This is a genomic window from Methylocystis sp. ATCC 49242 (genome assembly GCF_000188155.2).
In the GTDB taxonomy this organism is placed as follows: Bacteria; Pseudomonadota; Alphaproteobacteria; order Rhizobiales; family Beijerinckiaceae; genus Methylocystis.
In genome coordinates this window covers 836,263-860,386 of the sequence record NZ_KE124774.1, presented here as the reverse complement: position 1 = coordinate 860,386, position 24,124 = coordinate 836,263, and the positions used below count along the sequence as shown (strand labels likewise).

Annotated in this window: 42 protein-coding genes and 1 pseudogene; all 43 read left to right on the top strand. The window is 53.4% G+C overall.

Going from position 1 to position 24,124, the window contains the following annotated elements; all coding sequences use genetic code 11:
* Positions 1 to 193 precede the first annotated feature (193 nt).
* Entirely contained in the window at positions 194 to 781 is a 588-nt protein-coding gene (locus MET49242_RS06105) for a cold-shock protein (RefSeq protein ID WP_051134044.1), read from the top strand.
* Positions 782 to 810: 29 nt separating this feature from the next.
* Positions 811 to 1,305, top strand: coding sequence for a DUF192 domain-containing protein (locus tag MET49242_RS06100; RefSeq protein WP_084678915.1), 495 nt, complete (start codon positions 811 to 813; stop codon positions 1,303 to 1,305).
* A 352-nt stretch (positions 1,306 to 1,657) separates the two neighbouring features.
* Positions 1,658 to 2,113 (top strand): hypothetical protein, encoded by a 456-nt coding sequence (locus tag MET49242_RS06095; RefSeq protein WP_036281429.1) that lies wholly within the window; start codon positions 1,658 to 1,660, stop codon positions 2,111 to 2,113.
* A gap of 296 nt (positions 2,114 to 2,409) precedes the next feature.
* The gene (locus MET49242_RS23960) at positions 2,410 to 2,961 is read left to right on the top strand and encodes an HNH endonuclease (protein WP_084678914.1); all 552 of its coding nucleotides are present in this window, start codon (positions 2,410 to 2,412) and stop codon (positions 2,959 to 2,961) included.
* On the top strand, positions 2,958 to 3,305 hold the full coding sequence (locus MET49242_RS06085; RefSeq protein ID WP_036281426.1) for a hypothetical protein: 348 nt from the start codon (positions 2,958 to 2,960) through the stop codon (positions 3,303 to 3,305). The genes MET49242_RS23960 and MET49242_RS06085 overlap by 4 nt, the downstream gene beginning before the upstream one ends.
* A gap of 179 nt (positions 3,306 to 3,484) precedes the next feature.
* Positions 3,485 to 3,883 carry a hypothetical protein gene (locus MET49242_RS06080; protein WP_036281423.1) on the top strand — a complete coding sequence of 133 codons (399 nt, stop codon included), beginning with the start codon at positions 3,485 to 3,487 and terminating at the stop codon, positions 3,881 to 3,883.
* On the top strand, positions 3,880 to 4,407 hold the full coding sequence (locus MET49242_RS24775; RefSeq protein ID WP_144259486.1) for an HNH endonuclease: 528 nt from the start codon (positions 3,880 to 3,882) through the stop codon (positions 4,405 to 4,407). Before MET49242_RS06080 ends, MET49242_RS24775 begins: the two co-directional genes overlap by 4 nt.
* Positions 4,388 to 5,767 (top strand): hypothetical protein, encoded by a 1,380-nt coding sequence (locus tag MET49242_RS23200; protein WP_051134043.1) that lies wholly within the window; start codon positions 4,388 to 4,390, stop codon positions 5,765 to 5,767. The genes MET49242_RS24775 and MET49242_RS23200 overlap by 20 nt, the downstream gene beginning before the upstream one ends.
* Positions 5,768 to 5,940: 173 nt before the next feature.
* Positions 5,941 to 6,525 (top strand): hypothetical protein, encoded by a 585-nt coding sequence (locus tag MET49242_RS06065; RefSeq protein ID WP_144259485.1) that lies wholly within the window; start codon positions 5,941 to 5,943, stop codon positions 6,523 to 6,525.
* Positions 6,526 to 6,590: 65 nt separating this feature from the next.
* A complete protein-coding gene (locus MET49242_RS06060; protein WP_036281417.1) occupies positions 6,591 to 6,779 on the top strand; it encodes a hypothetical protein in 189 nt (62 codons plus the stop codon).
* A 233-nt stretch (positions 6,780 to 7,012) separates the two neighbouring features.
* A protein-coding gene (locus tag MET49242_RS23955; RefSeq protein ID WP_144259444.1) for an IS5 family transposase occupies positions 7,013 to 7,848 on the top strand; the annotation gives its coding sequence in 2 pieces (ribosomal slippage) (positions 7,013 to 7,397 and positions 7,397 to 7,848; 837 coding nt in all).
* A 115-nt stretch (positions 7,849 to 7,963) separates the two neighbouring features.
* The gene (locus MET49242_RS06045; RefSeq protein ID WP_036281414.1) at positions 7,964 to 8,467 is read left to right on the top strand and encodes a hypothetical protein; all 504 of its coding nucleotides are present in this window, start codon (positions 7,964 to 7,966) and stop codon (positions 8,465 to 8,467) included.
* A gap of 39 nt (positions 8,468 to 8,506) precedes the next feature.
* Entirely contained in the window at positions 8,507 to 8,872 is a 366-nt protein-coding gene (locus MET49242_RS06040) for a hypothetical protein (protein WP_036281412.1), read from the top strand.
* A 97-nt stretch (positions 8,873 to 8,969) separates the two neighbouring features.
* Positions 8,970 to 9,413, top strand: coding sequence for a hypothetical protein (locus MET49242_RS06035; protein WP_144259484.1), 444 nt, complete (start codon positions 8,970 to 8,972; stop codon positions 9,411 to 9,413).
* On the top strand, positions 9,410 to 9,787 hold the full coding sequence (locus MET49242_RS06030) for a ribosomal protein L7/L12 (protein ID WP_202804158.1): 378 nt from the start codon (positions 9,410 to 9,412) through the stop codon (positions 9,785 to 9,787). The genes MET49242_RS06035 and MET49242_RS06030 overlap by 4 nt, the downstream gene beginning before the upstream one ends.
* A 531-nt stretch (positions 9,788 to 10,318) precedes the next feature.
* The gene (locus MET49242_RS06020; protein WP_036281403.1) at positions 10,319 to 10,576 is read left to right on the top strand and encodes a hypothetical protein; all 258 of its coding nucleotides are present in this window, start codon (positions 10,319 to 10,321) and stop codon (positions 10,574 to 10,576) included.
* Complete coding sequence (locus tag MET49242_RS06015) at positions 10,573 to 10,776, top strand: hypothetical protein (protein WP_036281401.1); 204 nt, start codon at positions 10,573 to 10,575, stop codon at positions 10,774 to 10,776. The genes MET49242_RS06020 and MET49242_RS06015 overlap by 4 nt, the downstream gene beginning before the upstream one ends.
* Positions 10,777 to 10,786: 10 nt before the next feature.
* Positions 10,787 to 11,023 (top strand): hypothetical protein, encoded by a 237-nt coding sequence (locus MET49242_RS06010; protein ID WP_036281399.1) that lies wholly within the window; start codon positions 10,787 to 10,789, stop codon positions 11,021 to 11,023.
* A 246-nt stretch (positions 11,024 to 11,269) separates the two neighbouring features.
* A complete protein-coding gene (locus tag MET49242_RS26560; RefSeq protein WP_051134041.1) occupies positions 11,270 to 11,605 on the top strand; it encodes a hypothetical protein in 336 nt (111 codons plus the stop codon).
* A gap of 465 nt (positions 11,606 to 12,070) precedes the next feature.
* Positions 12,071 to 12,319, top strand: a complete 249-nt coding sequence (locus MET49242_RS05990) for a hypothetical protein (RefSeq protein ID WP_036281396.1) — start codon at positions 12,071 to 12,073, stop codon at positions 12,317 to 12,319.
* Positions 12,316 to 12,519, top strand: coding sequence for a hypothetical protein (locus MET49242_RS05985; RefSeq protein ID WP_036281394.1), 204 nt, complete (start codon positions 12,316 to 12,318; stop codon positions 12,517 to 12,519). Before MET49242_RS05990 ends, MET49242_RS05985 begins: the two co-directional genes overlap by 4 nt.
* A gap of 78 nt (positions 12,520 to 12,597) precedes the next feature.
* Entirely contained in the window at positions 12,598 to 13,407 is an 810-nt protein-coding gene (locus MET49242_RS05980; protein WP_036281392.1) for a hypothetical protein, read from the top strand.
* A complete protein-coding gene (locus MET49242_RS05975; RefSeq protein ID WP_036281389.1) occupies positions 13,404 to 13,787 on the top strand; it encodes a hypothetical protein in 384 nt (127 codons plus the stop codon). Before MET49242_RS05980 ends, MET49242_RS05975 begins: the two co-directional genes overlap by 4 nt.
* Positions 13,784 to 13,969 (top strand): DpnD/PcfM family protein, encoded by a 186-nt coding sequence (locus MET49242_RS05970; protein ID WP_036281387.1) that lies wholly within the window; start codon positions 13,784 to 13,786, stop codon positions 13,967 to 13,969. Before MET49242_RS05975 ends, MET49242_RS05970 begins: the two co-directional genes overlap by 4 nt.
* 267 nt (positions 13,970 to 14,236) lie before the next feature.
* Complete coding sequence (locus MET49242_RS25480; protein ID WP_158497263.1) at positions 14,237 to 14,410, top strand: hypothetical protein; 174 nt, start codon at positions 14,237 to 14,239, stop codon at positions 14,408 to 14,410.
* Entirely contained in the window at positions 14,407 to 14,784 is a 378-nt protein-coding gene (locus MET49242_RS05960) for a DUF6876 family protein (RefSeq protein ID WP_036281383.1), read from the top strand. Before MET49242_RS25480 ends, MET49242_RS05960 begins: the two co-directional genes overlap by 4 nt.
* A 3-nt stretch (positions 14,785 to 14,787) precedes the next feature.
* The gene (locus tag MET49242_RS05955) at positions 14,788 to 15,057 is read left to right on the top strand and encodes a hypothetical protein (RefSeq protein ID WP_036281381.1); all 270 of its coding nucleotides are present in this window, start codon (positions 14,788 to 14,790) and stop codon (positions 15,055 to 15,057) included.
* Between the two features lie 2 nt (positions 15,058 to 15,059).
* A complete protein-coding gene (locus MET49242_RS05950) occupies positions 15,060 to 15,308 on the top strand; it encodes a hypothetical protein (RefSeq protein WP_051134040.1) in 249 nt (82 codons plus the stop codon).
* A complete protein-coding gene (locus tag MET49242_RS05945; protein ID WP_036281377.1) occupies positions 15,292 to 15,480 on the top strand; it encodes a hypothetical protein in 189 nt (62 codons plus the stop codon). The genes MET49242_RS05950 and MET49242_RS05945 overlap by 17 nt, the downstream gene beginning before the upstream one ends.
* Positions 15,477 to 15,677: a hypothetical protein gene (locus MET49242_RS24770; RefSeq protein ID WP_144259483.1), complete on the top strand. Its 201-nt coding sequence runs from the start codon at positions 15,477 to 15,479 to the stop codon at positions 15,675 to 15,677. The genes MET49242_RS05945 and MET49242_RS24770 overlap by 4 nt, the downstream gene beginning before the upstream one ends.
* The gene (locus MET49242_RS05940; RefSeq protein ID WP_144259482.1) at positions 15,643 to 15,903 is read left to right on the top strand and encodes a hypothetical protein; all 261 of its coding nucleotides are present in this window, start codon (positions 15,643 to 15,645) and stop codon (positions 15,901 to 15,903) included. Before MET49242_RS24770 ends, MET49242_RS05940 begins: the two co-directional genes overlap by 35 nt.
* An 81-nt stretch (positions 15,904 to 15,984) precedes the next feature.
* Positions 15,985 to 16,440: a hypothetical protein gene (locus MET49242_RS05935; protein WP_036281372.1), complete on the top strand. Its 456-nt coding sequence runs from the start codon at positions 15,985 to 15,987 to the stop codon at positions 16,438 to 16,440.
* 450 nt (positions 16,441 to 16,890) lie between these two features.
* A complete protein-coding gene (locus MET49242_RS24765) occupies positions 16,891 to 17,373 on the top strand; it encodes a metallophosphoesterase (RefSeq protein WP_036281370.1) in 483 nt (160 codons plus the stop codon).
* 13 nt (positions 17,374 to 17,386) lie between these two features.
* Positions 17,387 to 17,731, top strand: a complete 345-nt coding sequence (locus MET49242_RS05925) for a hypothetical protein (RefSeq protein WP_144259481.1) — start codon at positions 17,387 to 17,389, stop codon at positions 17,729 to 17,731.
* A 65-nt stretch (positions 17,732 to 17,796) separates the two neighbouring features.
* Positions 17,797 to 19,917 carry an ATP-binding protein gene (locus MET49242_RS05920; RefSeq protein ID WP_036281365.1) on the top strand — a complete coding sequence of 707 codons (2,121 nt, stop codon included), beginning with the start codon at positions 17,797 to 17,799 and terminating at the stop codon, positions 19,915 to 19,917.
* Positions 19,917 to 20,726, top strand: coding sequence for a hypothetical protein (locus MET49242_RS23190; protein ID WP_051134038.1), 810 nt, complete (start codon positions 19,917 to 19,919; stop codon positions 20,724 to 20,726). Before MET49242_RS05920 ends, MET49242_RS23190 begins: the two co-directional genes overlap by 1 nt.
* A 17-nt stretch (positions 20,727 to 20,743) precedes the next feature.
* Positions 20,744 to 21,118 carry a hypothetical protein gene (locus tag MET49242_RS05910; RefSeq protein WP_036281363.1) on the top strand — a complete coding sequence of 125 codons (375 nt, stop codon included), beginning with the start codon at positions 20,744 to 20,746 and terminating at the stop codon, positions 21,116 to 21,118.
* A 98-nt stretch (positions 21,119 to 21,216) separates the two neighbouring features.
* Complete coding sequence (locus tag MET49242_RS05905) at positions 21,217 to 21,513, top strand: hypothetical protein (protein WP_036281360.1); 297 nt, start codon at positions 21,217 to 21,219, stop codon at positions 21,511 to 21,513.
* A gap of 1 nt (position 21,514) precedes the next feature.
* The gene (locus tag MET49242_RS05900) at positions 21,515 to 22,009 is read left to right on the top strand and encodes a hypothetical protein (protein ID WP_036281358.1); all 495 of its coding nucleotides are present in this window, start codon (positions 21,515 to 21,517) and stop codon (positions 22,007 to 22,009) included.
* On the top strand, positions 22,009 to 22,335 hold the full coding sequence (locus MET49242_RS05895; RefSeq protein ID WP_036281355.1) for a hypothetical protein: 327 nt from the start codon (positions 22,009 to 22,011) through the stop codon (positions 22,333 to 22,335). The genes MET49242_RS05900 and MET49242_RS05895 overlap by 1 nt, the downstream gene beginning before the upstream one ends.
* Positions 22,332 to 22,499, top strand: coding sequence for a hypothetical protein (locus tag MET49242_RS25475; RefSeq protein WP_158497262.1), 168 nt, complete (start codon positions 22,332 to 22,334; stop codon positions 22,497 to 22,499). The genes MET49242_RS05895 and MET49242_RS25475 overlap by 4 nt, the downstream gene beginning before the upstream one ends.
* A 1,122-nt stretch (positions 22,500 to 23,621) precedes the next feature.
* Positions 23,622 to 23,834 carry a hypothetical protein gene (locus MET49242_RS05890; RefSeq protein WP_036281353.1) on the top strand — a complete coding sequence of 71 codons (213 nt, stop codon included), beginning with the start codon at positions 23,622 to 23,624 and terminating at the stop codon, positions 23,832 to 23,834.
* 124 nt (positions 23,835 to 23,958) lie between these two features.
* Positions 23,959 to 24,114, top strand: a pseudogene (locus MET49242_RS26555) (hypothetical protein); the annotation flags it as partial.
* Between the last annotated feature and the right edge of the window lie 10 nt (positions 24,115 to 24,124).

Genomic DNA, 24,124 nt, shown 5'->3' with positions numbered 1-24,124 from the left:
CGGGGCGGGTCAAAAGGCCTCTGCGTTTCCACAGCCATTCGCCGTTTCGGCGAAATTGCCGGTTGGACGCGACGCCGCTGATGGTATCTTAACCAAAGTGATTCAGGAGCCGCGCGGCGATTCGAGAGTTACGTAATTCGCACGCATGCGCGCGCTGGTCGAACGCTCTGGATCAGCATGGGGAGTTGGTCAGTTGGGAGCTAAAGTGACTTTTCAGGATGATTTGGGCTCCGCGTCCGGCGCCGCAGAAGGCGATGAAGCCGGTCTCGATCTTGTAGAGATCGCCGGCCGCATCAAATGGTTCGACGTTGCAAAAGGCTACGGCTTCGTTGTTCCCGACGACGGCTCTCCCGACATTCTTCTGCACGTGACGATCCTGCGCCGCAGCGGCTTGCAGACGGCCTTCGAGGGGGCCCGCGTCGTCTGCGAGGCGCAGAAGCGCGCGAAGGGTATGCAGGTGTTTCGCGTCATCGCCATGGATGAAACGACGGCGGTGCACCCGGCGCAATCCGCGGCCGGTCGCACCCATGTTCAGGTGAAGCCCACGAGCGGCTATGAGATCGCCATCGTCAAATGGTTCAACCGCGTCAAGGGATTCGGTTTTCTCACGCGCGGCGAGGGCACGGAAGATATTTTCCTGCACATGGAGACCGTGCGCCGCTATGGCATGACCGAACTCAAGCCGGGCGACAGCGTGCTCGTTCGCTACGGAGACGGCCCCAAAGGACTGATGGCCGCCGAAGTGCGTCCGCTGGAAGCCAAGAGCGTTCCGTCGCACTGATCCTGCAAGCGTCGCGGAGGCGCGTGTCCATGTTGCTTCAGACGCCCGTCAAAACGAGCCGTTCGACGCCGCCGCTCCTTGTCTTGCTTTTCCGCATCCTTTCCGTTGCGTTCGCGCTGTCACTGTCCGTCAGCGCCAGGGCCGAGGGCGCTCTCGAGCACATTCAGATTGTCACCGCGAGCGGGGCGCATGATTTCAAGGTCGAAGTCGCGCGAACCTCAACAGAGCGCGCGCGCGGCCTGATGTTTCGTCGCTCGATGCCGCAGGATCAGGGCATGCTCTTCGACTTCAAGATCGAGGAGCCCGTGGCGATGTGGATGAAAAACACTTACATCCCTCTCGACATGATCTTCGTCTCGCGGAAGGGCGTTGTGACCGGCGTCGCAACCGACGCGGAGCCTTTATCGGAGCGGGTGATCCCGTCCGGGCCGCCCGCCTATGCGGTGATTGAGCTCAACGCCGGCGTTGCGCGCAAGATCGGCGTTGCGCCCGGCGATGTGGTGAAGCATTCGACCTTCCGCTAGCGCCAGTTCGGCGCACTTGGCGACGCCGAAATTGCTGGTCTTTCATGTTCGCGCCGCGTTCGGGAGGAAAGCCTCGGACGCATATCCCGAATGCTCGACGTCGGTCAGAGCCTTCTTGTGACGCGCGGCGCCGCATGGTAGCGAAGGTTGATGAAGGCGGACGCCGCGTCATGCGGCGTCGGGCTCCGGCGGGGTATAGCGCAGCCTGGTAGCGCGGAAGTTTTGGGTAATTACCAAACGCGCCTACTAACCCGCTGATGTAACTCAGCAAACTTCCCAATCAGAAAATACTTTTTGGGCACTGTGTGGTCGTTTTGTTCCACACAGTTCCCACACACTGGTTGGGGACAGCATGAGGCCGCACTACGAAGCAATCAAAAAGCTACTGGTCGAGGATAAGCTAAGCATTTCTGAGATCCAGGAACGATACAAGGATCGGATGAAACCCGATGTTTGTAGGAACCTGATCAAGGAAATTACCATTGCCCTCAGAGAAGAGGGCATTGAGTTCCTGCCTCCACCCCGCCGTCGAGGTGGAGGGTTCAAACCACTTGGTAACACCCCTGCCATTAGCCAAGCACACCTTTCTGTAGGTGTGAGGCTGAACACTTTTCGTCAGACCAAACAAGATTTGCAGCCGGCCGAGTTTTGCAAGAAGTATTCTTTCGCAAATCATATCCGTATCCGTCAGATGGAGTTAGGTCAGTATGATTTTTCACTGACAGAACTCCAGCGTATAGCGTCTATCATCGAGATACCTGTGGAGGAGCTGGTGAAACCATTCATCAAGAATGTGTATGCTGCTTGATCTGAGGGAGCTATTCCGACTTCTTCGGATATATAGAACAATGAAAACCTTAGATCAAAAAGTCGCCGACATCCGTGGGCGACTTTTTATTTTGTCAGAACATCCAAGTTTTAGCTCTGACACAAGAAGAGGGTTGCGACTCTTCATTGATAAAGAGTTGAAACGTCTTGGGTTAGATTAGTGAAAAGGGCCTCTAGTTTGAGGCCCTTTTCAATTATGACACAGGTAGTGATTCAATTGTTGGTCTCATAAGGAACTCCTATCTTACATCACAATCTATAAGATAGGAGTTCCTTATGAGACCAACAATTGATAGGCTTAGATATCTATTTCGATGTGATGAAATAACTGGAAAGTTATATTGGAGAGTTAATAGAACCAATGGTATATCTGGTAATGAGGCAGGAACATTAACCGATAAAGGATATCTAAAGGTTGGTATAGATAATACTGAATTAAAGGTCCATATAGTCATATTTGCATTAGTTCATGGTAGGTATCTTTCTTCCCATATTGATCACATTAATAGGATTAAAACTGATAATAGGCCTTCGAATCTTAGAGAGGTAAGTAGATCAGATAATGCAAGAAATATTATTAGAATAAGTAAAAGAACTGGTTTCAGAGGAGTTGATGTTGATTATAGAAAGAAGGCTCCTCGTTATATAGCCTACATAAAATTACATGGTAAAAGAGTAAGACTTGGATATTTTAATTCAGCATATGAAGCAGCTCTTGCTTATGATGCTGAAGTCTTAAGGCATTTTGGGAATACCTATCCAACAAATGCCAATTTAGGGCTTCTGGAAAGCATAACTCATCTTAAAGAAGGAGACAAAACGTCATGACCCTCCGCAACGACCTGCAGTCAATCGCTGATGACATCCTTGCTCGCAGCCTCAAGATCCGTCCGGACCTGGAGGCGATCGAGGAAGGAAAGAGCTTCCTCCGTCAGGCGACGGAAACCGCCGACCAGCCTCTGGTCTTCAGCTCCTCGCTTGGCTTCGTGAAGACGAAGCGTGGAAGCAAGGGTGGAGAGAAGGATGGCACCGTCGCCAAGTTCGACCCCAAGGCCTACGAGCGCCTTCCCCCGAAGGTGAAACAGGAACTGGCGAAGGCCGGCGTCGTTGTGGTCGAGGACAAGATCACGGTGGCGCGCAAGCCCAGCGTCGAAGTGGGACTGGCCGCGTGACCCACTACGGTCTGCACACGGACGGAGACTTGGTCTTCCTGCACCAGCAGGAAGGCTCGGTTTGCCTGACGCCGGGGTTGGGGGCTCTCCCCAGCCCCTTCGCCGCGCCACCCAGGCGCGGCCCACGGTGTCCGCACCACATCACTCCATCGCCCGGGGAGCTTCCCCCGAGCGACCCTGTGATCGACGTGCTGAGGCCGGTCCCGAACGGCGGCGCCTATTGGGCGCCGCTGCAGGACCGGCCGCTTGTCTTCGAGGCGGCGAAAATGTGCTCGCCGAGCTCTCCGACGATCTTCCCAATGTGGGCGCACTCGGCGACTGACCTGATCCCGCAGCTGAACCTGACCAATATCGCGCCTCTTATCCTCGTCAGCGCGGAGGCAAAGCACCTGCGATCGATCGCCAAGCTGCTCGAGCTGCCGCGGGTCCGGACGATCCTGTTCTGCGGCGTCCTGCGCCCCCCGGGGACGACGCCCCTGAAAGGTGGGGAGCTCCCCAACATCAACTGGCGCGCGGCCGGCGCGGCGGCGCTGCATGCACATGTGATTGAAACCGTCGAGAAGGCGAGGGCGGCATGAAACCATCGGTTGAAAGGTTGAAGGAGCTTTTCCGTTACGACGAGGAGACGGGGAAGTTGTATTGGAGGGTTAGTAAGGGACCAGTAAAAGCTGGTTCGGAGGCCGGAACAATCACTATTAAGGGTTATTTAAGGGTCACGGTTGATGGAAAACCACATATGGTTCACAACATTATCTACGCAATATACCATAATAAATGGCCACATTTAGAAGTAGACCATAGAAATAGAATAAGGATGGATAATTCTATTTCAAATTTCCGTGAGGCAACTCGTTCTGATCAGATACGAAACCAAGTTAAGAATAATGCGTTGGGCTTTCGTGGGGTTTACTACTGTAAAGATAGAATATCAAGACCTTATTATTCACAGATCAGACTAAATGGAAAACTTAGAACCCTTGGGTTCTTCGCCACTCCACAGGAAGCTGCTCGAGCTTATGACCGGGCTGTTATCGAGAACCTTGGTCCTGACTTCCCAACCAACGCTAATCTAGGACTGCTTGATGAAGTTTCAGCTGCGTGAAGATCAGATATCTGATCTTGCCTACTTTATGGCCAACCCCAAGGCTCTCTTCTTATCTGAGCCGGGGACGGGAAAGACCCCCGTAGTCTGTGTGCTCCAACGATGGCTTTGGACTGAACACCAGATAGGAACTGTCTGGACTATGCCATCAAAACTGATGGTCAAGAATAAAGAAGAAGCCATGCTCTTCGGACAATGGCCTAGTTCAGATGATGTTGTGATTGTCGAGTCGGAAAAGGATCTTGAGAAACCAGCCAAGGTCTTCATCATGACTTTTGCCCGTTTCCGGATGTCTTGGGAGAAACTACCGTCTTACGTTACTGCTCTTCATATTGATGAACATCATAAGGGCTTCGGAGGTGTTAATTCTGGACAAACGAATGCAATGAACCAATTTATGTGGACGAGAGGGACTCACTATCTCCCTATGACAGGCACTTTATATAACGGAAAGCCTGACACTTGTTACAGTGCTCTGTCAATCATCGAACCTCGCTATTATGGAAACTACGACGGTTTCAAGAATTTTCATCATGTCATCGACCTGTGGACGGGCAAGGTTACTGACTATCGAAACCTTGACCATCTCCAGAAGCTGCTGACCAAACATGGTCGACGACGCTTGTGGCGAGACATTCATGGAGATGTGAACATAGTTCTCCACAAGGAAATTGTGGATATGGAGCCTGAGCAGCGGAGGCTCTATGACACATTAAAAGATGAGGCAATACTCGAACTCGAGCGCTTCTTCGTCGATGGGACTCTCCCGGGTGTTGCTTTTATTAGATGCCGGCAGATCCTCGAGCATCCAAATTACTTTCCTGATCTTACTATGCCAGGAACGACTGTCGATATCATCCCTGAAAGACGCCCTGGTAAGCTAGAGCTGCTCGACCTGCATTTCGAGAACCATGCTGCGAACAAACAACCCTTGGTGGTGTTTGCCTCTCTCATTCCACAAGAACGACAAATCCTTGAACTTTCCCGAGAACATGGACTTCGTTTCGAGATCCTGAATGGTGAGGTCTCTCATGCTGAGAGCTCTCAGATAAGTAAGGCCTTCGAAACTGGTGCCCTTGATGGGCTCGTTTGTAGTCCTCTCGTTGCTGACGCCGGTTTCAATTGGCAGTTCAGTGGGGGTAAGGAAGTATCACATGCTATCTATGCGTCGCTAGACTTCAGAGACACCTCGTTTGTTCAGTCTTATGGTCGCTTCCTTAGAGGGAAGCGAGAGTCCGCACTACGACTCACCATCCTAAAATACAGGAACTCACTCGACGACCGAATTGCATACCTTGTGAATAAGAAGTCACGAGATGCACAAAAGGTCGATCCTTCGAGAACTATTCTGGAATTGTAGGAGACACTACCTATGTCTACTTCAATACCCCTTGGATAAAACCAAGGGGTTTTTTAATTTCAACTTCGTCAACACCTGACAAATTGAGGATACACACTATGGATGCTGTTCAAGCTGCTATCGCTGCTGCCCGTAACGTCGCTGACAACGTCGCGCCGCCTCCGCTCGCTCCCATGACGCCTCCGGCCCCTCTCGCCCCCATGGGCGTCGGTCGCGTCAAGACGCTCGCTGATGCGGTGGAGACCTTCGTCGAACGTCCCGAGCTGTTCATCAAAGTCGACTATTACGGAATGCACATCGAGGATGACGGGATCATCAAGGAGATCGAGGGCGAGATGAAGCTCGACGATCTGAAGTTCCCGAGCGTCTGCCGCTACACCCGCGCCGGCACCCATGACTATCTGCGCACCTACGACGGTGTGCGTGAGGTCAAGACGGGCAAGTCGTGGGGTCAGGCTCTCGACGAGGCCAAGCGCATCGATCAGGGCGCTGACGTCTACGAGGCTGTCGAATACACGATCTCCCTCACGAAGGAGGTCACGAAGGTCGGCGGCAAGAAGGAGGTGACGCCTCCCGTGATCGGCCAGCGTCTGGGGCACACGACTTCCCGGACGGGTTACGACCCGATCATGAAGTTCGCCCGCGACATGTTCAAGAAGCACGGCGCCGGCGCCACGGTGAAGGTCCGTCTGGAGCACGTTCAGCGCCAGAAGGGCCAGAACAAGTGGGGTGTGATCTCGGCCACCGAGATCGAGTAATCACGTCTCTGATAGCTACGCGGCTTCGGCCGCGTAGCTATTTTTATGTCTTACGGAGCACGTAAATGCCTCCTGTCGAAGCCCTCCCATTCATTGCACTCGACACCGCCTACGGTCTGCTTCTGTGGGTCTGGATAGACCAGCTTGGTCTTAAAGAGTGTGAGAAGCACCCAATGTTCCGTCATGTCATCGCTGCCTTCCTCCTCGTCTTCATCATTACGGTCATCAAATCATGCGGATTGTGGATGGAATGAATTATGTCCGACGCGTCTTCGAGAAAGACGTGTCGGGCAGAGCCCCTCGCACCATCATCAATGAAGCATTGATGTGCAATGGAGAGGCCCAAATATGGGTCTGGGATCCTCCTGGAGCTAAGGCAACCCGTCAGAGGATCCTCCCTGAATATAAGTGTCCGTCCTGAAAGATGTTGAATCGAATGAATCTGTTGTGATGGATGGGAGGCGGTCTGATTCGTAGGAGGCCGTCGATGTGGACGAAGGCAAACCGGGCGAAATACAATCGCGACAGGTTACGTTATCCGAGTGATGTGACGGACGAGGAGTGGGGGCATGTGGCGCCGCTTATTCCTCCGGCCAAGCGTGGCGGGCGCAAGCGTGAAGTGGACATGCGGGCGGTGTTCAACGCCATCATGTATGTGCTGAGCACGGGATGCCAATGGCGGTACATTCCCAAGGATTTTCCCCCGAAGAGCACAGTGTATCGTTATTTTTGCGATTGGGCCTGGTGCGGCGTTCTGGATCGCATGCACGACGCGCTCTACGTCATGTGTCGCGAACGAGCGGAACGAGAGGCGAGCCCCACCGCGGCGATCATCGATAGTCAGAGCGTGAAGAGCGCGGAAAAAGGGGGGCGCGCATTGATCCGCATGGCTATGACGCCGGCAAAAAGATCAAAGGCAAGAAACGCCACGTACTCGTCGATACGCAAGGTTTGTTGATGGGCGCCGTCGTTCACGGCGCCGACATTCAGGACCGAGACGGCGGCGTCTTGCTGCTTTCGACGTTGCATGGGCGGTTTCCCTTTCTTGAAAAGCTGTTGGCTGACAGCGCCTATCAGGGACCGATCTTCGCCGACGCAACGGGCAAAATCCTACCGTGTCTCAAAATCGAGATTATAAAACGATCCGATCAGGCGAAGGGCTTCGTGAAATTGCCCATGCGCTGGATCGTCGAAAGATCAATCGCCTGGCTAAACCGCTGTAGAAGACTGGCCAAGGATTGGGAAAACCTCAATATCACAGCGCTCGTGTTCCTGCGTTTCGCGTCGATTCGGCTCATGCTACGAAAGCTCTGCAATTGTTGACTAACTTCTGGGACGGACTCTTAATACCTTCACTCCCATCCGTCATGGCCCTGGGATCAGTTTCCATTAAAACTGTAACCGTCAAGGTCCAGATCATCATGGAGGCTCTCTCCAAATGAACGTGAAGCGTTTCCTCCAACAGGTAATCAAGAACCGCTGGACCAGCCTCATCGAGGACCCCACCGGCTTTCCGGACGAGCCGCCCAGAGACAAATGCTGGCTTTGGACTGGCTACGTGCGACCAGCCCCCCAGGGTTACACCTACGTCAACGGCAAGCCGAACAAACGATCGGGTTTTGAGCAGCCTGAAGCCAAACTCCTCGGCAAGCTCGTCAACCCTCGCCACCTCTTGTTTGCCTTCCATCAAAACCTCTTCAACGAAGAGACCCCGCGATTGAAGGCAACCTGTGGAAACCCAGCCTGCGTCAATCCACTCCACACCCAGAACTTAGGAGCCAACCTCCAAGCCTCTACGCTCACAGTGGCTCTCAACCCCGCAACCATCGACTGGTCGTCCATATTCGAGACCATCCCCGACGCCACCAGCTTCACACCCGAACAGCTGGCCGAAATGACGGGCGCACCGCTTGACGCCGCCCAAGACTGGCTCTCAATGTGAGGCAACCCCCACCCCTTCTCCTTCTCCTTGGAGGCTTCAATGACCTACAAACTGTTTATTCAGTATAACACCAGCCGTCCAAGCCAGTCCCCTGAGTCATATACTATCGCTGTCACCCTCTCTGAGGAGGCTATCCACCCTCTCACCCACACTGGTCCAGTAGTGAATAACAGATCAACTTATGTGGGTGTCTTTGACACCCTAAAAGACCTGTTTGATGCTTCCAGAACCATTCTGGGCTATAAGGCAACACTCATCGAACTAACTGACATCACTGGTATTCGGTGGGGAATTATTCCCACTGCTGACTTACCAAAGTCCCAGGCACTACGCGACACATCAGTCGTGATGTTGGCCAGTGAGGGACCCCACGGGGTCACCTACAAATATCAGTTGGACGTCTAACTCCTCCACGCCCCCACACACGCCCACATTCCTGAACCCGATCGTCTTCACGATCGGGAACGAGGGCGTGTGTCTCGGCCACATTCACGAACACATCGTGAACATCCTAACAGGACACCCATGTCCAAATTCAGAGGTTGAAATTTCAACCATGCAACACCGTCAGAAAATCGAACTCGAAATCGCAACTGCGATCATCCGTTCCGCTCTCTCGCTAGACTACGTCGTTTCCATCCACGACGGAGAAGACTTCGCAATCCAACATTCCAACAACCTCAACGATCTCGTCCAAAACCTCGCCTCCACGGACGAAGATACGCTCTACATCTACACAAACGAAGCTAAACCAATCGGCTGGGTCTTCCTCGTCTACGGCAACGACGGCCACGACGTGATCGCTGACCACTCTTGGTCACTCACCAAGACCAACATCCTCGATGAAGCCAACAAGCTGGCTGACTATTACGAAGCCAACCCTCCCTCGCTTCCTTCTCTCTCATCAACCCTCAGCAAAACCAAACCATGGAGCCCTTCCAAATGAACACCAACATCAACATCAATGCCGACATCAACCCCCGCATCATCATCGAGACTGTGAAGGTGCTCACCCTCGCTGGTCACAAGATCACAGCGATCAGGTTGATCCGCAGCATCACTGGCTGGGGTCTCAAGGAGTCGAAGGACTACATCGAGAACAACTTCGTCACCCCGATCCGGATTGGTGACATTGTGATCGGCCTCAGTAGCTCCTGCTACAAGGTCCTTGGCACCTACGATACTCCCAACGGAACAAGTTATCTGTGGGTGGTGGATGCTGAGGGGGACATTAACTCCAAACCCACAACGCTTTACGCCAAGAACGTGAAGAAGAGAACTTCCGACCTTTGGGATGATAACTCCCACATTGCCTTCTAATAGAGCTTCTCCAAATGAAATCATCCCCATCAAATTTCACCGTCGCGATCTACATGATCGACCAATCCTATGGGGGACCGGAGGAGGGCGGCTGGTGGTATACTACGGGCTACCCCGACGACGACTTCTCACGCTTCACCCGTGGCTTCCGCACGAGAAAAGCCGCCAGTATCTACCGCCACCGTCTCGATCGGCACCTTATCTCCAAACTCAACAAAGGCCGACGTCCTCTCTCATCAGTCCTTTCCAATGGCGTCTATGACGCCCGCATCACTGAGGGAAACCCCAAGTCATTCCCCTCATCTCGCCCTTACTACGAGTAATTCTCTAATCCACGGCCACGTCCATGGCCCCGTCCCACACGCTCACGACCGCACCCCCCGTTGGACTTGAGATCCATCACAAATATTTATTAGGTCGTGACCGCAACATAGGAGGCAAGGGTGTAACCTCACCACATCACTCACATCACTCACATCTACCAGCCTCACCTGCCACAACAGGTGGGGTTTTCTTTTGGAGAACCCAACCATGTCCACCTCACAACGTCGTTTCCAAGACGCGATCTTCATCCAGCAAGGCGCCTGCAACCCCTCAGGCATCGCTCTCAGTCTCCACAACGCCTGCAAGGAATGCATCGCCGAAGGCGTCCCGCAACGCAACGATCCTCCAGTCCGGCTGATCGCACACCAGCTGGCCTACCTCCTCAATGTCTACCATATCGAAAACGATCCCGAGCTCTATCACCAGCTCATGGATGAATGCGAGAGCCGGAACAAATCCAAATGACCAACACCTACATCTTCCACCCCAAGCCCTCCGACCTGTTCCCCAAAATCCCCCGAGATTACTTCGACCACGCAGGGGACTACGTCGAGATCATCCACGAACGTCCTTACCTGAACGTCGTGACAATCCAGTCGCTCACCACCAACTGGCGCGGCGTCGTCACCCCAGATGAGCTCATTCCATTTCCCCTCGAAAACTAAGGACACCTCAATGATTGATGAGCTCAAAATCACAATCAAAATCGACACCATCAACGATGCCTTCCAGCCTGACCCCAGGCCGGAGGTCTCCCGCATCCTCCAGTATCTGTCACATGTTATTCTTCAGGATGGACTGTCTGATTTCAAATTTGGTCCTCACTCGATCAGGGACATAAACGGAAACAGGGTGGGAGAAATCAGTCTCATCTACGACATGGACGACATGGACGACTCCCCTGAAGAATAAGGATACCTCCCATGGGCTGGACATCCTTCCATAACCCCCCCCCCTCATCAAACCGTCCACCAGACACTCCTCAAGGAACTGACGTGGAACCACCTCCCACCCGAAGAACGACCCACCATCGTCGCTCACACGGCCAACTCCTCAACCCACGCGTTTGCGATCAAAACCCCAAACGGCCCCACTACCGCCCTCATCTTCCTGACACGTCTCAACAACAAAGAACATTACAACTTCTCCTACAAGGACATGGACGAGTCCACAGGACCTTACGCCGTCATCCTGTCCTCCAAGTTCCTCGACCTCCTGTCCCCCACAACCAACCCCTACGCCCTCCAATGGCGTGACCGATGCAGACAGGCGATAGCTCACAAACGCTTCCTCGCCTCCCTCAAACCCGGCGACACTCTCACCCTTCCAACTCCCCTCAAGTTCCACGACAGCACCAGTCACCAGACATTCCAGGCGGTCGCCAACCTCAACCCCACTTACAAACCAAGACACAAACTGGTCTTTCGATCCCTCACCAACGGCAAGCTATACCGCCTCAACCCCCACCATCTCGAAGGGGCAATACGCACATGAACATTCTCAACATTCTCAACGCCATCCAATGGTTTCTCAAACTCCTGATTATCAGTTTTTTCTCGACGCTCTTGTTCATCCTCCTGTTCTACGGACTCACCCTGATCTTCCAACTCATCTTGATAGGCATTTTTGGACCCTCTGACCTGATCACTATCCTTAGTGTCATGGGAACCAGTTTCACCTTAAGCTTCATGATTTATGGATCTTTCAGGATCTAATCCACACTCCCCTCACCACCAGGACCACCATGCCTGAAATCTCTACACACACCACAACCCACACAACCAACCGAGTTTATCTCAACAGAGAAGATATCCTCAACTTCCTCCAACCCTTCATCAAGGATGTCCCACCTCACACAATCAAGGTCTCCGTCCGTATCCCTGGGGGAGGGGACTGGAGCGACACCCAACTTGAGATCAACAACGAGCACCTCATCGTTCTCGAGTGGGAAACACACTCATGATCTACGTCGTCCAAGGAACCCACCCCGCACACCCAGGCCACATCATCCAACTCTTCAAGTCGCAAGAGTCCGCGGACAAAGCCGCCTCCCAACTGGTCAACATCATCCTCGCAGATGTTGCCCTCACCAACCAAATCCCTCTGGCCACACCTGAAACCCACCAAGCCGTTCTCGAGATGATCAGGGACTTCTACGACTCCGACGACTTCGACGTCTGGATCACCAAGATGGAGGTGAAGCCATGACCTACTACCTTTCGGGAGAGCTCGTCGCATGTCACTGCTGCGGAAAGCTCACTGACCTCGCACTCCTCGACGCCAAACCCTCTCACCTCGACATGGCTCGTTATCACACTCTCGCAGACGCGGCCGACGCCGGCTGCAACTTCACCCGCCTCGAATGTGAGGAGTGCTACGGCCCTGAGTGGAACCCAATGTCAATGTAGCTCACAGCCACCTCCACACCTCTTCCGCTCTCAGCCCCCTCAACGGGGCTTTTTTATTGCCGAAAGGTAATCAACCCAATGAAAACTATAATCCAATCTTACCGCTTCTACACCGACGACCCCAAAGACGCCGCTGCCTACAAGCAGCTCGTCGAAAAGTTTTCCGCCCTAAACACCCAATGCTTCCGAACCTGGGGTGGAAGTTCCCATTATTTCCCGCAGTTCGAAACTCCGACCGAGATCGAGCTGGAAACCAAATTCATCTTCAACAACCAATGGAACACCACACCCATACCCGGCATCTCCGACAAGGGGCTCCGCGTCTTCGATTGGGCTGAGGACTACCCAATCAACTTCTCAGACTCCATCAAACGAGGTCACTACCTCATCATCACCCCAGCCATGCGTAACATCCGGCACAACACCGTCGCGTGTGGATACTGCGGGCGTCAAGAACCCATTACCCTCATCCCCTCAACTCCGGTCTTCTGCCATCACTGTCTGAACAATGCATATCTCAAGAAAGAAGATCTGCACCTCCTGCGCTTCAGACGCATCGACGACCCTACTGACCGCCCGAAGCTTACCGAGGAAGAGCACTCCTACCTCAACCTCCTCTACACCGACGCGCAGACCCAACTCAACAGCAAGCGCGCTGCTGCCAAACGATCCAAAGTCCACGAGACCTACATCAAGAAGACCGAGAGCGCTCTCCGCGAACGCGACGGCTTCCTGTGGCTCCTCGACAACAACATCAACACCGAGAACGTGATCTACTACGACTGCACCCAGAAGTTCTGCTTCGGGTGGCGAACACCTGTGTCTCCCAAGTTCGCCGCAGCTATCTCTGGCTTTCCCTTCCCTCACGAGATCAAGAGCGAAAAATGACCATCACCCTCCACGACGACCTCTACAACCCTGAAGAAGTCGACGCCATCCTGTGCGTCTGGGATGAGATCATCACCCGCCGCCTGCAACCCGACAAGTATCCCGAGCTCAACACCTACTGGGACAACTATGGCACCGCCCAGATGCGCCTCGACGCCATCGACATCGGCATGTGGGCTCAATCCGTCTGGCTCGCACTCCCTGAGGATCTCAAATACTACGAGCCCTTCGACTTCGAGGTCGTTCCCCGCTTGCTCGACCAACTCCGTCCATACTGGAAAAACGCTGATCACATGTATCGCAAGGACGGTGGGTTCCCGACGCCTACGATCGAGTCGGCGGTTGCTCACTACAAGCTGGCGTATGGATACAACACATGAACACCTACAAAGTCCGTCTCGTCGAGACAGTCAGATACTCCATGACTGTCAAGGCCAACACCCTCGAGGAAGCTGAGGAACTTGCCAAAGACAAATGGGCTGACTCCACGGATCCAACCAAGGACTTCAACGGCTTCGGAGAAGGTGTCGAAGTCTGGGACTCGTGGGAGGTCACCAAATGACATGGTTCCGCAATCACTACACCCATTGCGACACTGATTGGGATGACGAACACTCGTCCCAATCCAACGACGAATGCCCAGTCTGCGGAGCTGAGATCGAGCCCCACCTCTCCGAGGACCTCACGATCCTGATCCATAGGACACCAAAGAGACCAAAGGAACGATGGAGAGTCCTCATCTCCCCTCCCACAGCTGAATATGAACCTGATTATCAGGCTTACTTCTTCGACACCGAGGAAGAGGCAAATCTGTTTGCGGAGACCCATCGTGAGTAAATACCAAGATTTCGTTCACAAACTCGCCAACCTCACCACCCCCTACGACGGCAACACCCAAGAGGAAGCCGAAGAAGAGATCGCCGAAATGGGCGGTGACGAAACCCTCGATGAAGCCCAGGTCCTGTGGGAGTTCATCATCCAAGCAAGGGAGCTTCTGAAATGACCCTCAAACCCTCAGATCTCGCCCAGTTCACCGGCAGCTTCTATGCCTACCGCCACAACCTCTTCCCCAACTACATCTACACCGATGGCGTCCAATACGTCGCCATCAACGGCCGTGCATACTGGTTGATCGACGAAATCGTCCTGTCCAACGCCTTCTCCCACAAGGACCCCAAATTTCACAAGCTCCTCAACGAAGCTTTCCAGACCTGGACCCTGAAGACCGATCTCACCAAAAACACCGCAATCCTCACCACCGACGATGGGAACGGGAATGTCCTCTACACGAAGGATATTCGCTACATGGATTTCCCACTCGAGGAGATCAAGTTCTTCCTCGTCGACAACACCCTCATGCTGCCTTCGGAGTATTGATCAGTGAGCTACTTCACCAGACTTCTCCGGGAAGGTCGCTTCGATAAGCAGCGAGGCTTCAATAAGGCTGCTGACCACATCGACAAGCTCGAACAACAGGTAGCGCAGGGAAAGGATGTCTTCCTAGTTGTCTACCACTACGACTACGAAACAACCCTCTACGCCGCTGCATTCTCCACCCAGAAACAGGCTGATGCCTTCGCCAAGATCATGAGTGGTGAAGTTATCTTCACGTCGATCGATCGCCACATCGACCTCATTGAGGAAGAATAATCATGGCAACCTACAAAAGCCCAACAGGTTCTCTCATAATTGGAACCAGTGAGATCATCCCAGGTATCGCTCTGATCTACGGCATCAGCGAAACGGGCGAGCCAGAGTATGTTGGCGAGACGAAACTCTATTGGGATGCACAGCATCCTGAAACCCGTGATGGGAAGACTCTTTTCCTCGATGAAGATGGTCAGGAGTGGACATTTGATCAGCTCGTCAAGGAAGAGAACGCCGATGACCACCAAGTATGACCACGCCCTCACCATCGCCTTCACGGTCATCTCCAACCACCCAACCGGCGACGACCTCACTCCGGAAATGCTCCGCGCCGCCCTCGAGCGCCGGATGAAGGAGCTCAACACGCACAAGGAATGGCTCGAGGCAGTCGGCGCCCCATACGACACGCAGGAGATTGAAGAATGATCAAGATGGTCTGCCCCAACTGCGGCTCCGACAACGTAGGACACGACGCCACCGTCCGCTGGAGCGTCGACACCCAGGCATACGAAGTCTCGGGCATCTTCGACAACGCATGGTGCGACGACTGTGGCTGGGAAGGTGATGATGGGCTCAAGGAGGTTCCTCTTGGCAAAACTACTCACCATCGACGAAATGCTTGAGGCTGCTCGCCTGTCCAAGATGGACGGAGCCAACATCTTCGTGGACATCATTGAAGCAGTCGCCAACCAACTGGCTGAACGGCTCTGCCTTCACCTGAACGTCGACGTTGATCTGGCACACTTCGACTACCCAGGAGGAATACTGGTTCCCTTCTATCCAAAGGAACCAGGACAGGAATGTCCCGAAGTCCTCAAGCACTTCGACCCTGACGAATGGGGTGACTGATCCCGCCCACACCCACCGATACCCAACGACACGGCCACGCCCACAACACGTGGCCTTTTTCATATATGAAGGAAGCTGAACATGCCCGCGACAATTAAGGTCAGTTGGAACAACCACCCGGTGCGAAACTTCACCGACATCAGCGAGGCACGAGCGTGGCTCGCAAACAAAATGTCAAATGCCGCACGCTCCTTCAAAAAGGGCACCCTACAGCACAAGATGCTCTTCGACGCCGCCGAAGCTCTTCAGCAACTCGCGGAGACCAGCTCCGAAGTCTGTGACTATCGGGAGAGAGTTGCAGGCATATGGTGGGCGATCGACACCTTCAACATAAAGTTCACCACCTTCGACATCGGCATCGCTATCCGGGATCTTCTCGAAGACGTGATCATAGAACACTTCGAGCAACGCGACTGTGAAGTGATCTCCACTCGTCTTACCGAGAGGGTCACCTTCGTCGATGTAGGCGACGCCCCCAACCCTGTTATCCACCTCGACAACGGTCAGATCTTCGACGTCAGGATTATAGCCCGATGAGCCTTCGTTATTTCAGAGGCAGAGTTGATTTAGACAAGCTGTCTCTTGAGGATTTGGCGAGCGCCGCGGGTGCCCTCGCTACTCTTGAACGACTTTCACAAACTGGTGTGTTGACCTTTGAAAGTGGTTCTTCACGAGCCTCCTCTCCACGCCCAGATTCTCCTGGGACGTCATCAACAATAAGTCCTCAGCAGCAAGAAATCCTCGAGGTTCTTAAACAGGTAGGTCATCCAATGACTGGAACCGACCTATTGGAAGCAACCGGAATAAAGGAGAACTCTTTTTCAGCAGTTATGACGGGGCTCATCAAACAGGGTCTCATATCGAGAGAGACTACTCGATCTCCTGGAAAGATGGGAGGAGCCCGACGATCTGAGACGACATACAGGCTTATCTCTACTCAGGATAAAGAAACATGAACCCCAACGCACCGAGGATGCTTCCCTCACGATGAAACACATCTACTTCACCTCGGACACCCACTTCGGCCACGCCAACATCATCAAATACTGCAACCGTCCGTTCTCGTCAGTCGACGAAATGGACGACTACCTCATCACCAAATGGAACGAGACCATCCCACCCGATGGCGTCGTCTACCACCTCGGGGACTTCGCCTTCTATCGCAACAAGCGTGAGGTGACGGCCCTTCTCTCCAAGCTCAATGGACAGAAGATCCTTGTGGTCGGCAATCACGATCATGAAGCCACCCGAAAATCACCGGGTTGGTATGCTGTCTATCAAACCTGCGCTGTTGGCATCAGTGGGAAGTCCCTGTTCCTGGCTCATCACCCCAAGGATCACTTCCTTGGCGACATCCACCTCCACGGCCACACCCACAACACCATTCCGGCAACTCCTCGCAAACGGGATGTTGGTGTGGACGCGGTTCCTGGGTATCGCCCACTCGCTCTTCATGAGGTTCTTAAATAGGAGGCATCAAATAGTGAAACACAGACCCATAGTTATCGATGAAAATTTCACGACCGACGACATTACTACTCTCGAGGGTTGCGATGAGGCAGAGTCGATCCTCGACGAGCAGATAGCGACTATCAAACTCCAGCTCGAGCAACCCTACCAATATGATGATGATCCCTCTTGGATCCACAAAGCCAACAGGGCTCTGATGCTCAAAAAGGTGGGGCTAGTAATCGTGCAGAGAAAGCGCTCGGCCCTCAAGCGCATGTATCGTGAGTCCCTGGATCAGAGGTTCATCTCGATCATTCGAACTGAACATCCTGATCTATTCAACAAGATAAGAGAAAGGGTGATGACCACCAGTCACTGATACCTACCGAAAACAGCCGCCCCAACTCTGGGCGGCTTTTTCTTTGCCTAATCGAGGAACGAAACATGAAAATCATCCACAAGGACTTCACGTCCGTCTCCAACGGTGCTCTCGCCACAACCGAGTTCTGCATCAACTTCGACGCCACGATGGCCTATGCCCTGATGTCGGGCATCGCCAAAGATAAGATCCGCTATCCTGTCCGCGAGGTCGGGACCAACGCCTACGACGCGAACCCCTCGCAGCCGTTCCACGTTCAGCTCCCCACGATGTTTGACCCGACGTTCAAGGTTCGGGACAACGGCTCCGGTCTCAGCCACCATGCCATGATGACACTCTACACGACCTTCGGTGGTTCCGGAAAGCGGCACACGAACGATCAGGTCGGCGGTCTAGGATATGGCTGCAAGAGCCCGATTGCTTATCTGATCTCGAAAGGGCAGGGAGGTGCCTCCTTCACGGTGCAGTCGTTCCAGAACGGTGAAGTTCATACCTACGTCATGGCTCTTTCTCCCGAGGGAATGCCTGAGTGTCATTACTTCGGATCAACCCCCACCAATGAACCTTCAGGACTCGAGGTCTCCTTCACGGTCGATAAGGAGGATATCGCGGAGTTCACCAACGCGGCGAAGGAGATCTACTGGCACTTCCCGGTTCGTCCCAACATCACCCCCTCATCTGTAATTGAGTGGACTGGATCGGAGCTCGAGAAGGGGTCCAATTGGACGCTGTATAACAGCAACACTTCCTTCAACAACCCTCCCTTCAAATATCCTCACGTCCGCATGGGATGCGTGGCCTATCCGATCAACTTCGAGACAATTGGTCAACGCAACTGGCCTTGGAGCCATGCCAATATCGTTTTCGACGCACCGATCGGATCTCTGAGCTTCACGACTTCGCGTGAGGAACTTGGTTACGACGAACCGACGAAGAAGCAGATCAACGAGCTCCTTCGTTCATTCGAGGTGGACTACGCAGCCAAGCTGCAATCCAAGATCGACAGCGCCAAGACTTACGTCGAGGCGTGCAGCATCGTTGAAAGTCTCTACCAAACCCATCAGGGAGTCGGTCATCTTCTCAGCAATAATCTCTTGAACTTCAAGGGTAAGAACCTCCGCACATCTTTCTCGACCAGACTTCTAGAGTGCCGAGTGATGGTCGTTGATGATCTGTCCAATATCGACAAGTTCGAAGCTGATGGGGTCCATGATCGCCGAGCTTCCAGCTGGAGCATCAGCGCTTGTAACATGTCCCGCATCAAGAGCGTCGTCTACAACACTAAGTCGTCCCTGATGCTCCTGACGCTCCTGAAGCTGAAGCATCTCAACCCAGAAACTCCGTTCCTGTGGGTTCGCCCCAAGAACATGTCGATCAACGAAGCCCTTCTCAATCTGGGCCTCGATGATCTGCCTTGCCAGAACATTGATGAGGTCAAACTCCCGAAGCGGGTTGTGAAACCTGCACAGAAGCGTGATCCGAACGTCAAGCCTGTCTACTTCATCAACTCGAATGGTAGGGCAGATGCCAAGCTGCCGTGTGACCTGTCACAGGGTGGTGTATTCGTGGTGCTGCATCATCGTCCCCACCATCGTCGTGAGAAGTTCTTTCTCAGGTCTCCGTTCAAGAATGTTGTTGGTGGGTATGAGGTCAGGAATATCACCAACTTCCTGACTGATCGAAAGCTGATCGATCAGAAACACATCTGGTGCTTCCTGCCTGATGAAGTTCCCCAGACTGATGACTGGGTGCTTCTCGGGGATTACATCGATGCTCAGCTCACCCCTCTCATCGACGACAAGGAACTGATCCGGTTCCAGGATCGCAAGGGACTTGAAGGCGAACTTCAGCGGTGGAGCAAGTGCCTTCCTCATCTCGACACCACTGTTGTTCCGCAGGATCTTCTTGATTTCTGCAAGCAGGTTGATGAAGCCTTCAATCTCAAATTCGTCGATGACGGGCTTTATACTGCCTACATTCAATACTGCTCCCAATCCAGGACGGAGAGAAAAACTCTCAACACTATCCTCAAGGACCAGAGAATGGCCCTCGAGATCAAGTATCCTCTGCTTCATCTACTGTCGTCCTACATCTCCTACTACTGGGAGGTGAAACCCAAGGGTGTTGCAGAGATCAACCACTACTTCACACTTCTCGCTAATCACACCCAGAAGGAAGCTGCCTGATGATCCCGTTCAACATCGCCGACCACAACGTCATCTTCTTCGTCAACGGCCGACCCTACCACGTCGGCCGCGACCACATGAACTTCACGACCATCCGTGAAAAGCTCCTCACCGGGAACCACGATCCGCAGGAGCTCGTCGACCTCGCCGACATCCCGACTGCGATCCACATGTTCACGGCCGGCAAGATCGAGGTCCGTGAGGGCCGTGAAGTCTTCTACAACGGCGCCCCACTGCACAACGTGTGGACGGAGAAACTCCTTGGCTTCCTCTCCGAGGGCTTGCCGATCGACCCGCTCGTCTCCGCACTCGAGAGCCTGCAGCGCAACCCCTCCTACATGGCTCGTGAGCGACTCCCTCTGTTCCAGGAGCACAACCAGCTTGGGTTCCTGCCTGATGGGCGCCTGACTGGCCTCAAGGCCGTGCGTCACGATTTCATGGACAAGTGGGAGGGCAAGTTCGACAACACCCCGGGCAAGGTGTGCCGTATGGATCGAAGCCTGATCAGCGATGATCCCAATGTGCATTGTGCTCCCGGGCTTCATGTGGGCTCGTGGGAATATGTCGCCAGCTATGGAAATAGCCACAGCGACAAGATCATCCTCGTCGCCTTCTGGCCGCATGATGTCGTCGCAGTTCCTCAGGACTTGCAGACAAAAATTCGTGTCTGTGAGTATGAGTCACTGTCTGTCTTGGATAGAAACTACGTTGACGATTTCATCCGAAATAATCAGATTGTAGTCACTGTCGACGACAACACCGATGACGGTTTTGGTGACGACAACTACGACCACTACGATTACAACTGATGTGAGGAACACTTTCTATGGCGTTTGAAAAGATCTCCCGCGAGCCGCGTCGTGCGGCTCTCGTCACCGAGCTCCGTTATGCCGTCGTGAAGACGCCGAACGATCTGACCGGTCGTCTGAAGATGCCGGTCGAGCTCGTGAAGGTGCTGGGCTGGCAGGCCGATACGTGTCTCGACATCGCGGTCGGCACGGATGAAGACGCCGGCTGGTTCGCTCTGACGCCGACCGATGCGAAGCATCGTGCGAAGCTGAAGATCCAGCCGAACGGCGTCGGCGTCTATGCGAGCTCGGCCCTGAAGCCGGCAGGCACGACCGAGAAGGTCAACACCTACCATCCGGAAGCCCGCATCGACGAAGAGACGCAGACGCTCTACGTGAAGCTCGCCGCGTAAATACTCCATCCTCCCTCCCAGGAGGCTTCCAGACCCGCACACATGATCTCAGGCATGTGTGCGGGTTTTTCTTTGCCTAATGAACGGGGCAACACAACATGGTCTACTACCCTCAGGTTCTTGCCTATCAATCCCGGATCCTCGTCAACAAGTTCTTCGCAACTGAGGTCGAGGCGAAGCAGCACGACTTCCGCCTGCTGGAAGATCGTTTTCACTCCAACGTGATCGCCGAACTGATGCGCGGCGACACGAACTCGGTCACGCATCGAGCCTTCCAGCTGGCATTGGATCTGGCCTTGGAGCAGGTGCAGTTCAAAGCACCAGCACCAGCGACGGCGCCGGATGAACCCGAGGCACCTCTCGGTCGCGAGACGTTCGCAGGGGAGAGGCTGTAACATGGCCAACAACTACTTCCCCACCATCATCCAGCCCAACATCCCGCTCAAGGACATGACGGACCTTGAGTTCCTGATCCTCCACACGGTCTTCACATCTGTGGTCGACGGAGACAAGGCTTACTTCTTCGCGGAGGAAGCATCCAACGACGTTGTCTATATATCTCGCGAGGAACTGGCCGATGCTCTCGCAACGTCGAACGATAGGGATAGCTTCCTCAACAAGCTGGTCGAGGATCTTCTGCTCTCAACTGAGATCGACGAGGACTTCGACATCAACCTCACCACCCCGGGGCAGACTTATTTCGAGATCCTGCAGGACATCGTGAAGCGCTCCGAGACGCTCACCTACATCACGGTGGTTTCAGCCTTCTACTGCGACAAGATGCGGCCTCACGACTTTGGTGGAGCCGCCCATGTGATCACCAAGGACAAGATCCGCGGGAAGAGCACGGTCGACATCATCAACGACATTCTGGAAGAGGAACACCTCTAATGGCAATCAAATATCGCAAGGGCGATGTGGTCGCTGTTCGTATGGTCATGAAATATGATACCAATACTAATGAGGATGACAATCTCGCGGTTGTCGTAGAAGGAAGGGAGTATGATACAATCTACATCAAAGAGAAGAATCTCATCCACGTTGAGAAACCAATGATCCTTGTTGGGGATAAGGTGACGGTGGCTGACGAAGACAACCTCTGGACCGTGGTGTTCATCAACGAGGATGTGGCCCTTATCAAGAGCGAAGGTGGTTACTACACACCGGTCCCTCCTTCTGAGCTCCGTCGTCCCGTCGAGGAGGACATCGCCGCATGATCACGATCGTCGCCATCCTCACGGTGGTCATCGACTGGGTGTTCCAGATCCTGGCCTGGGCTCTCCTATCCCTCATCGGTTTTGCTTTGCTGTGGGGTCTTTCAACTATCACAGCACGAACCTGTCGTCGGATCTATGACTGGGTGGAGGATCATCTTGGCTGACTTCGACTCCTCGCTTAAGCGAGCCAAGCGTGTCGCCTGGGCCTGTATTGGGGAAAATGTATCAGCGGAGGATGTCGAGCGAGCCATCAATGGCTTCCTCAATTTCCTCCAATACGATGGGTGGGCTCTGCAACCTTATGAGGGGACTGCCACTCATGTGAGGGGAAGATCACCCTCAACCTACGATGTGATGGGAGTAGGTGAGCTTCAAACAGCCTTTCCCATATCTGAGGGGACGAAGATCGTTGTTTATCGATCTCCCGTTGATGGGAGGTTGTGGGCGCGACCGGAGACTGAGTTCAACGATGGCCGGTTCATTATCCATCCACGAGATACGTAAAGCGTAAACCGTCATAACATCTGTTCTAACAGAGCCCGCCCCTGAAAGGGGCGGGCTTTTTCTTTGCCTAAAGGAACCCCAACATCCATGTCGAGATATCTTTTCACCCCCATCTCCCGTAATCCAAAGACAGGCCCGATCCCGGTCGTTACATCGTCAAGAGACACCTGTCCGACTGACTGTCCGCTGATGGGGAAGGGGTGCTACGCAGAGCTTGGGCCTATCTCCTGGGTCTGGGATAGCACCACAGAAAGTGGTGTTTCGTTCACTACTCTGATCCAGAACATCAAGAACCTCCCAAGAGGAACACTCTGGCGCTATGGACAAGCTGGTGATCTGCCAAATGATGAGGCAGAGGTGATTACTCTGGCAAAGGCTTCGTCTCATACAAAATCAATCGTTTACACCCATAAACGAGACTTCGAGCTATATCGGACACTCTCAAAACATGGTATGCATGTTAACTTGTCGGCTTCTACCATCGAAGAGGCAGACGAGTTGTACAAGACAGGACTACCTGTGGTAGTCGTGTTACCCTCAGATCAGGGTAAGTATAAAGATGAAACTCTACGCGAATATCGTGATCGTATCGGAGGTAGGCTGCGCTTTACAACCCAGGGTGGAAACCGGGTTGCAATATGTCCAGCTACATACCTCAAGACGGATTGTGCTCACTGCCAGGCGTGTTCGAAACCACGCGTGGGAGGCACTATCATCGGGTTCCCAGCTCATGGGTCTCGTAAGAAAAATATTGATCAGCAATTTTCGAGTAGGAGTTATGTGTGGAGAAACGTGAAATCCTTGAGATCCTTGCCGATGTTAGCGAGGATCTAGCTCTCGAGCTATATTCCGGGTTTGATGAAGAGGATTATGTCCATTTGGACAAATCACTGGTTCGGCTGATACGGGCCAGTGATGCTTTAACTCAGGAGGGTGTTCCCGTCCCATTCACTGTTAGTGAGGTGATCAGGATCTTCAAGAAAGCTCAGCATTAAATATTAGATATTACAAAGTCCTAATGTCAATAAACCTTTAAGGAGGTTTAACTTCTTGAGGTGAGGTGTTAAGTGAGAGGTGGGTTCCAAACCACCTCCACTCTAACACTACAGATTGAGAATCATGGACGTTCGTAATCTAGTTAGACTCTCAAAGGTATATAACCAACTGGGAGTTAGTAAGAGGGTAGTATATTACTGGGCACGGCACGGGCTCTTGCCTGAGGCTGTCAACCTCAACAGGACTTGGCTGGTTGATCCACATATTCTTAATGAGTGGATTGCCAATC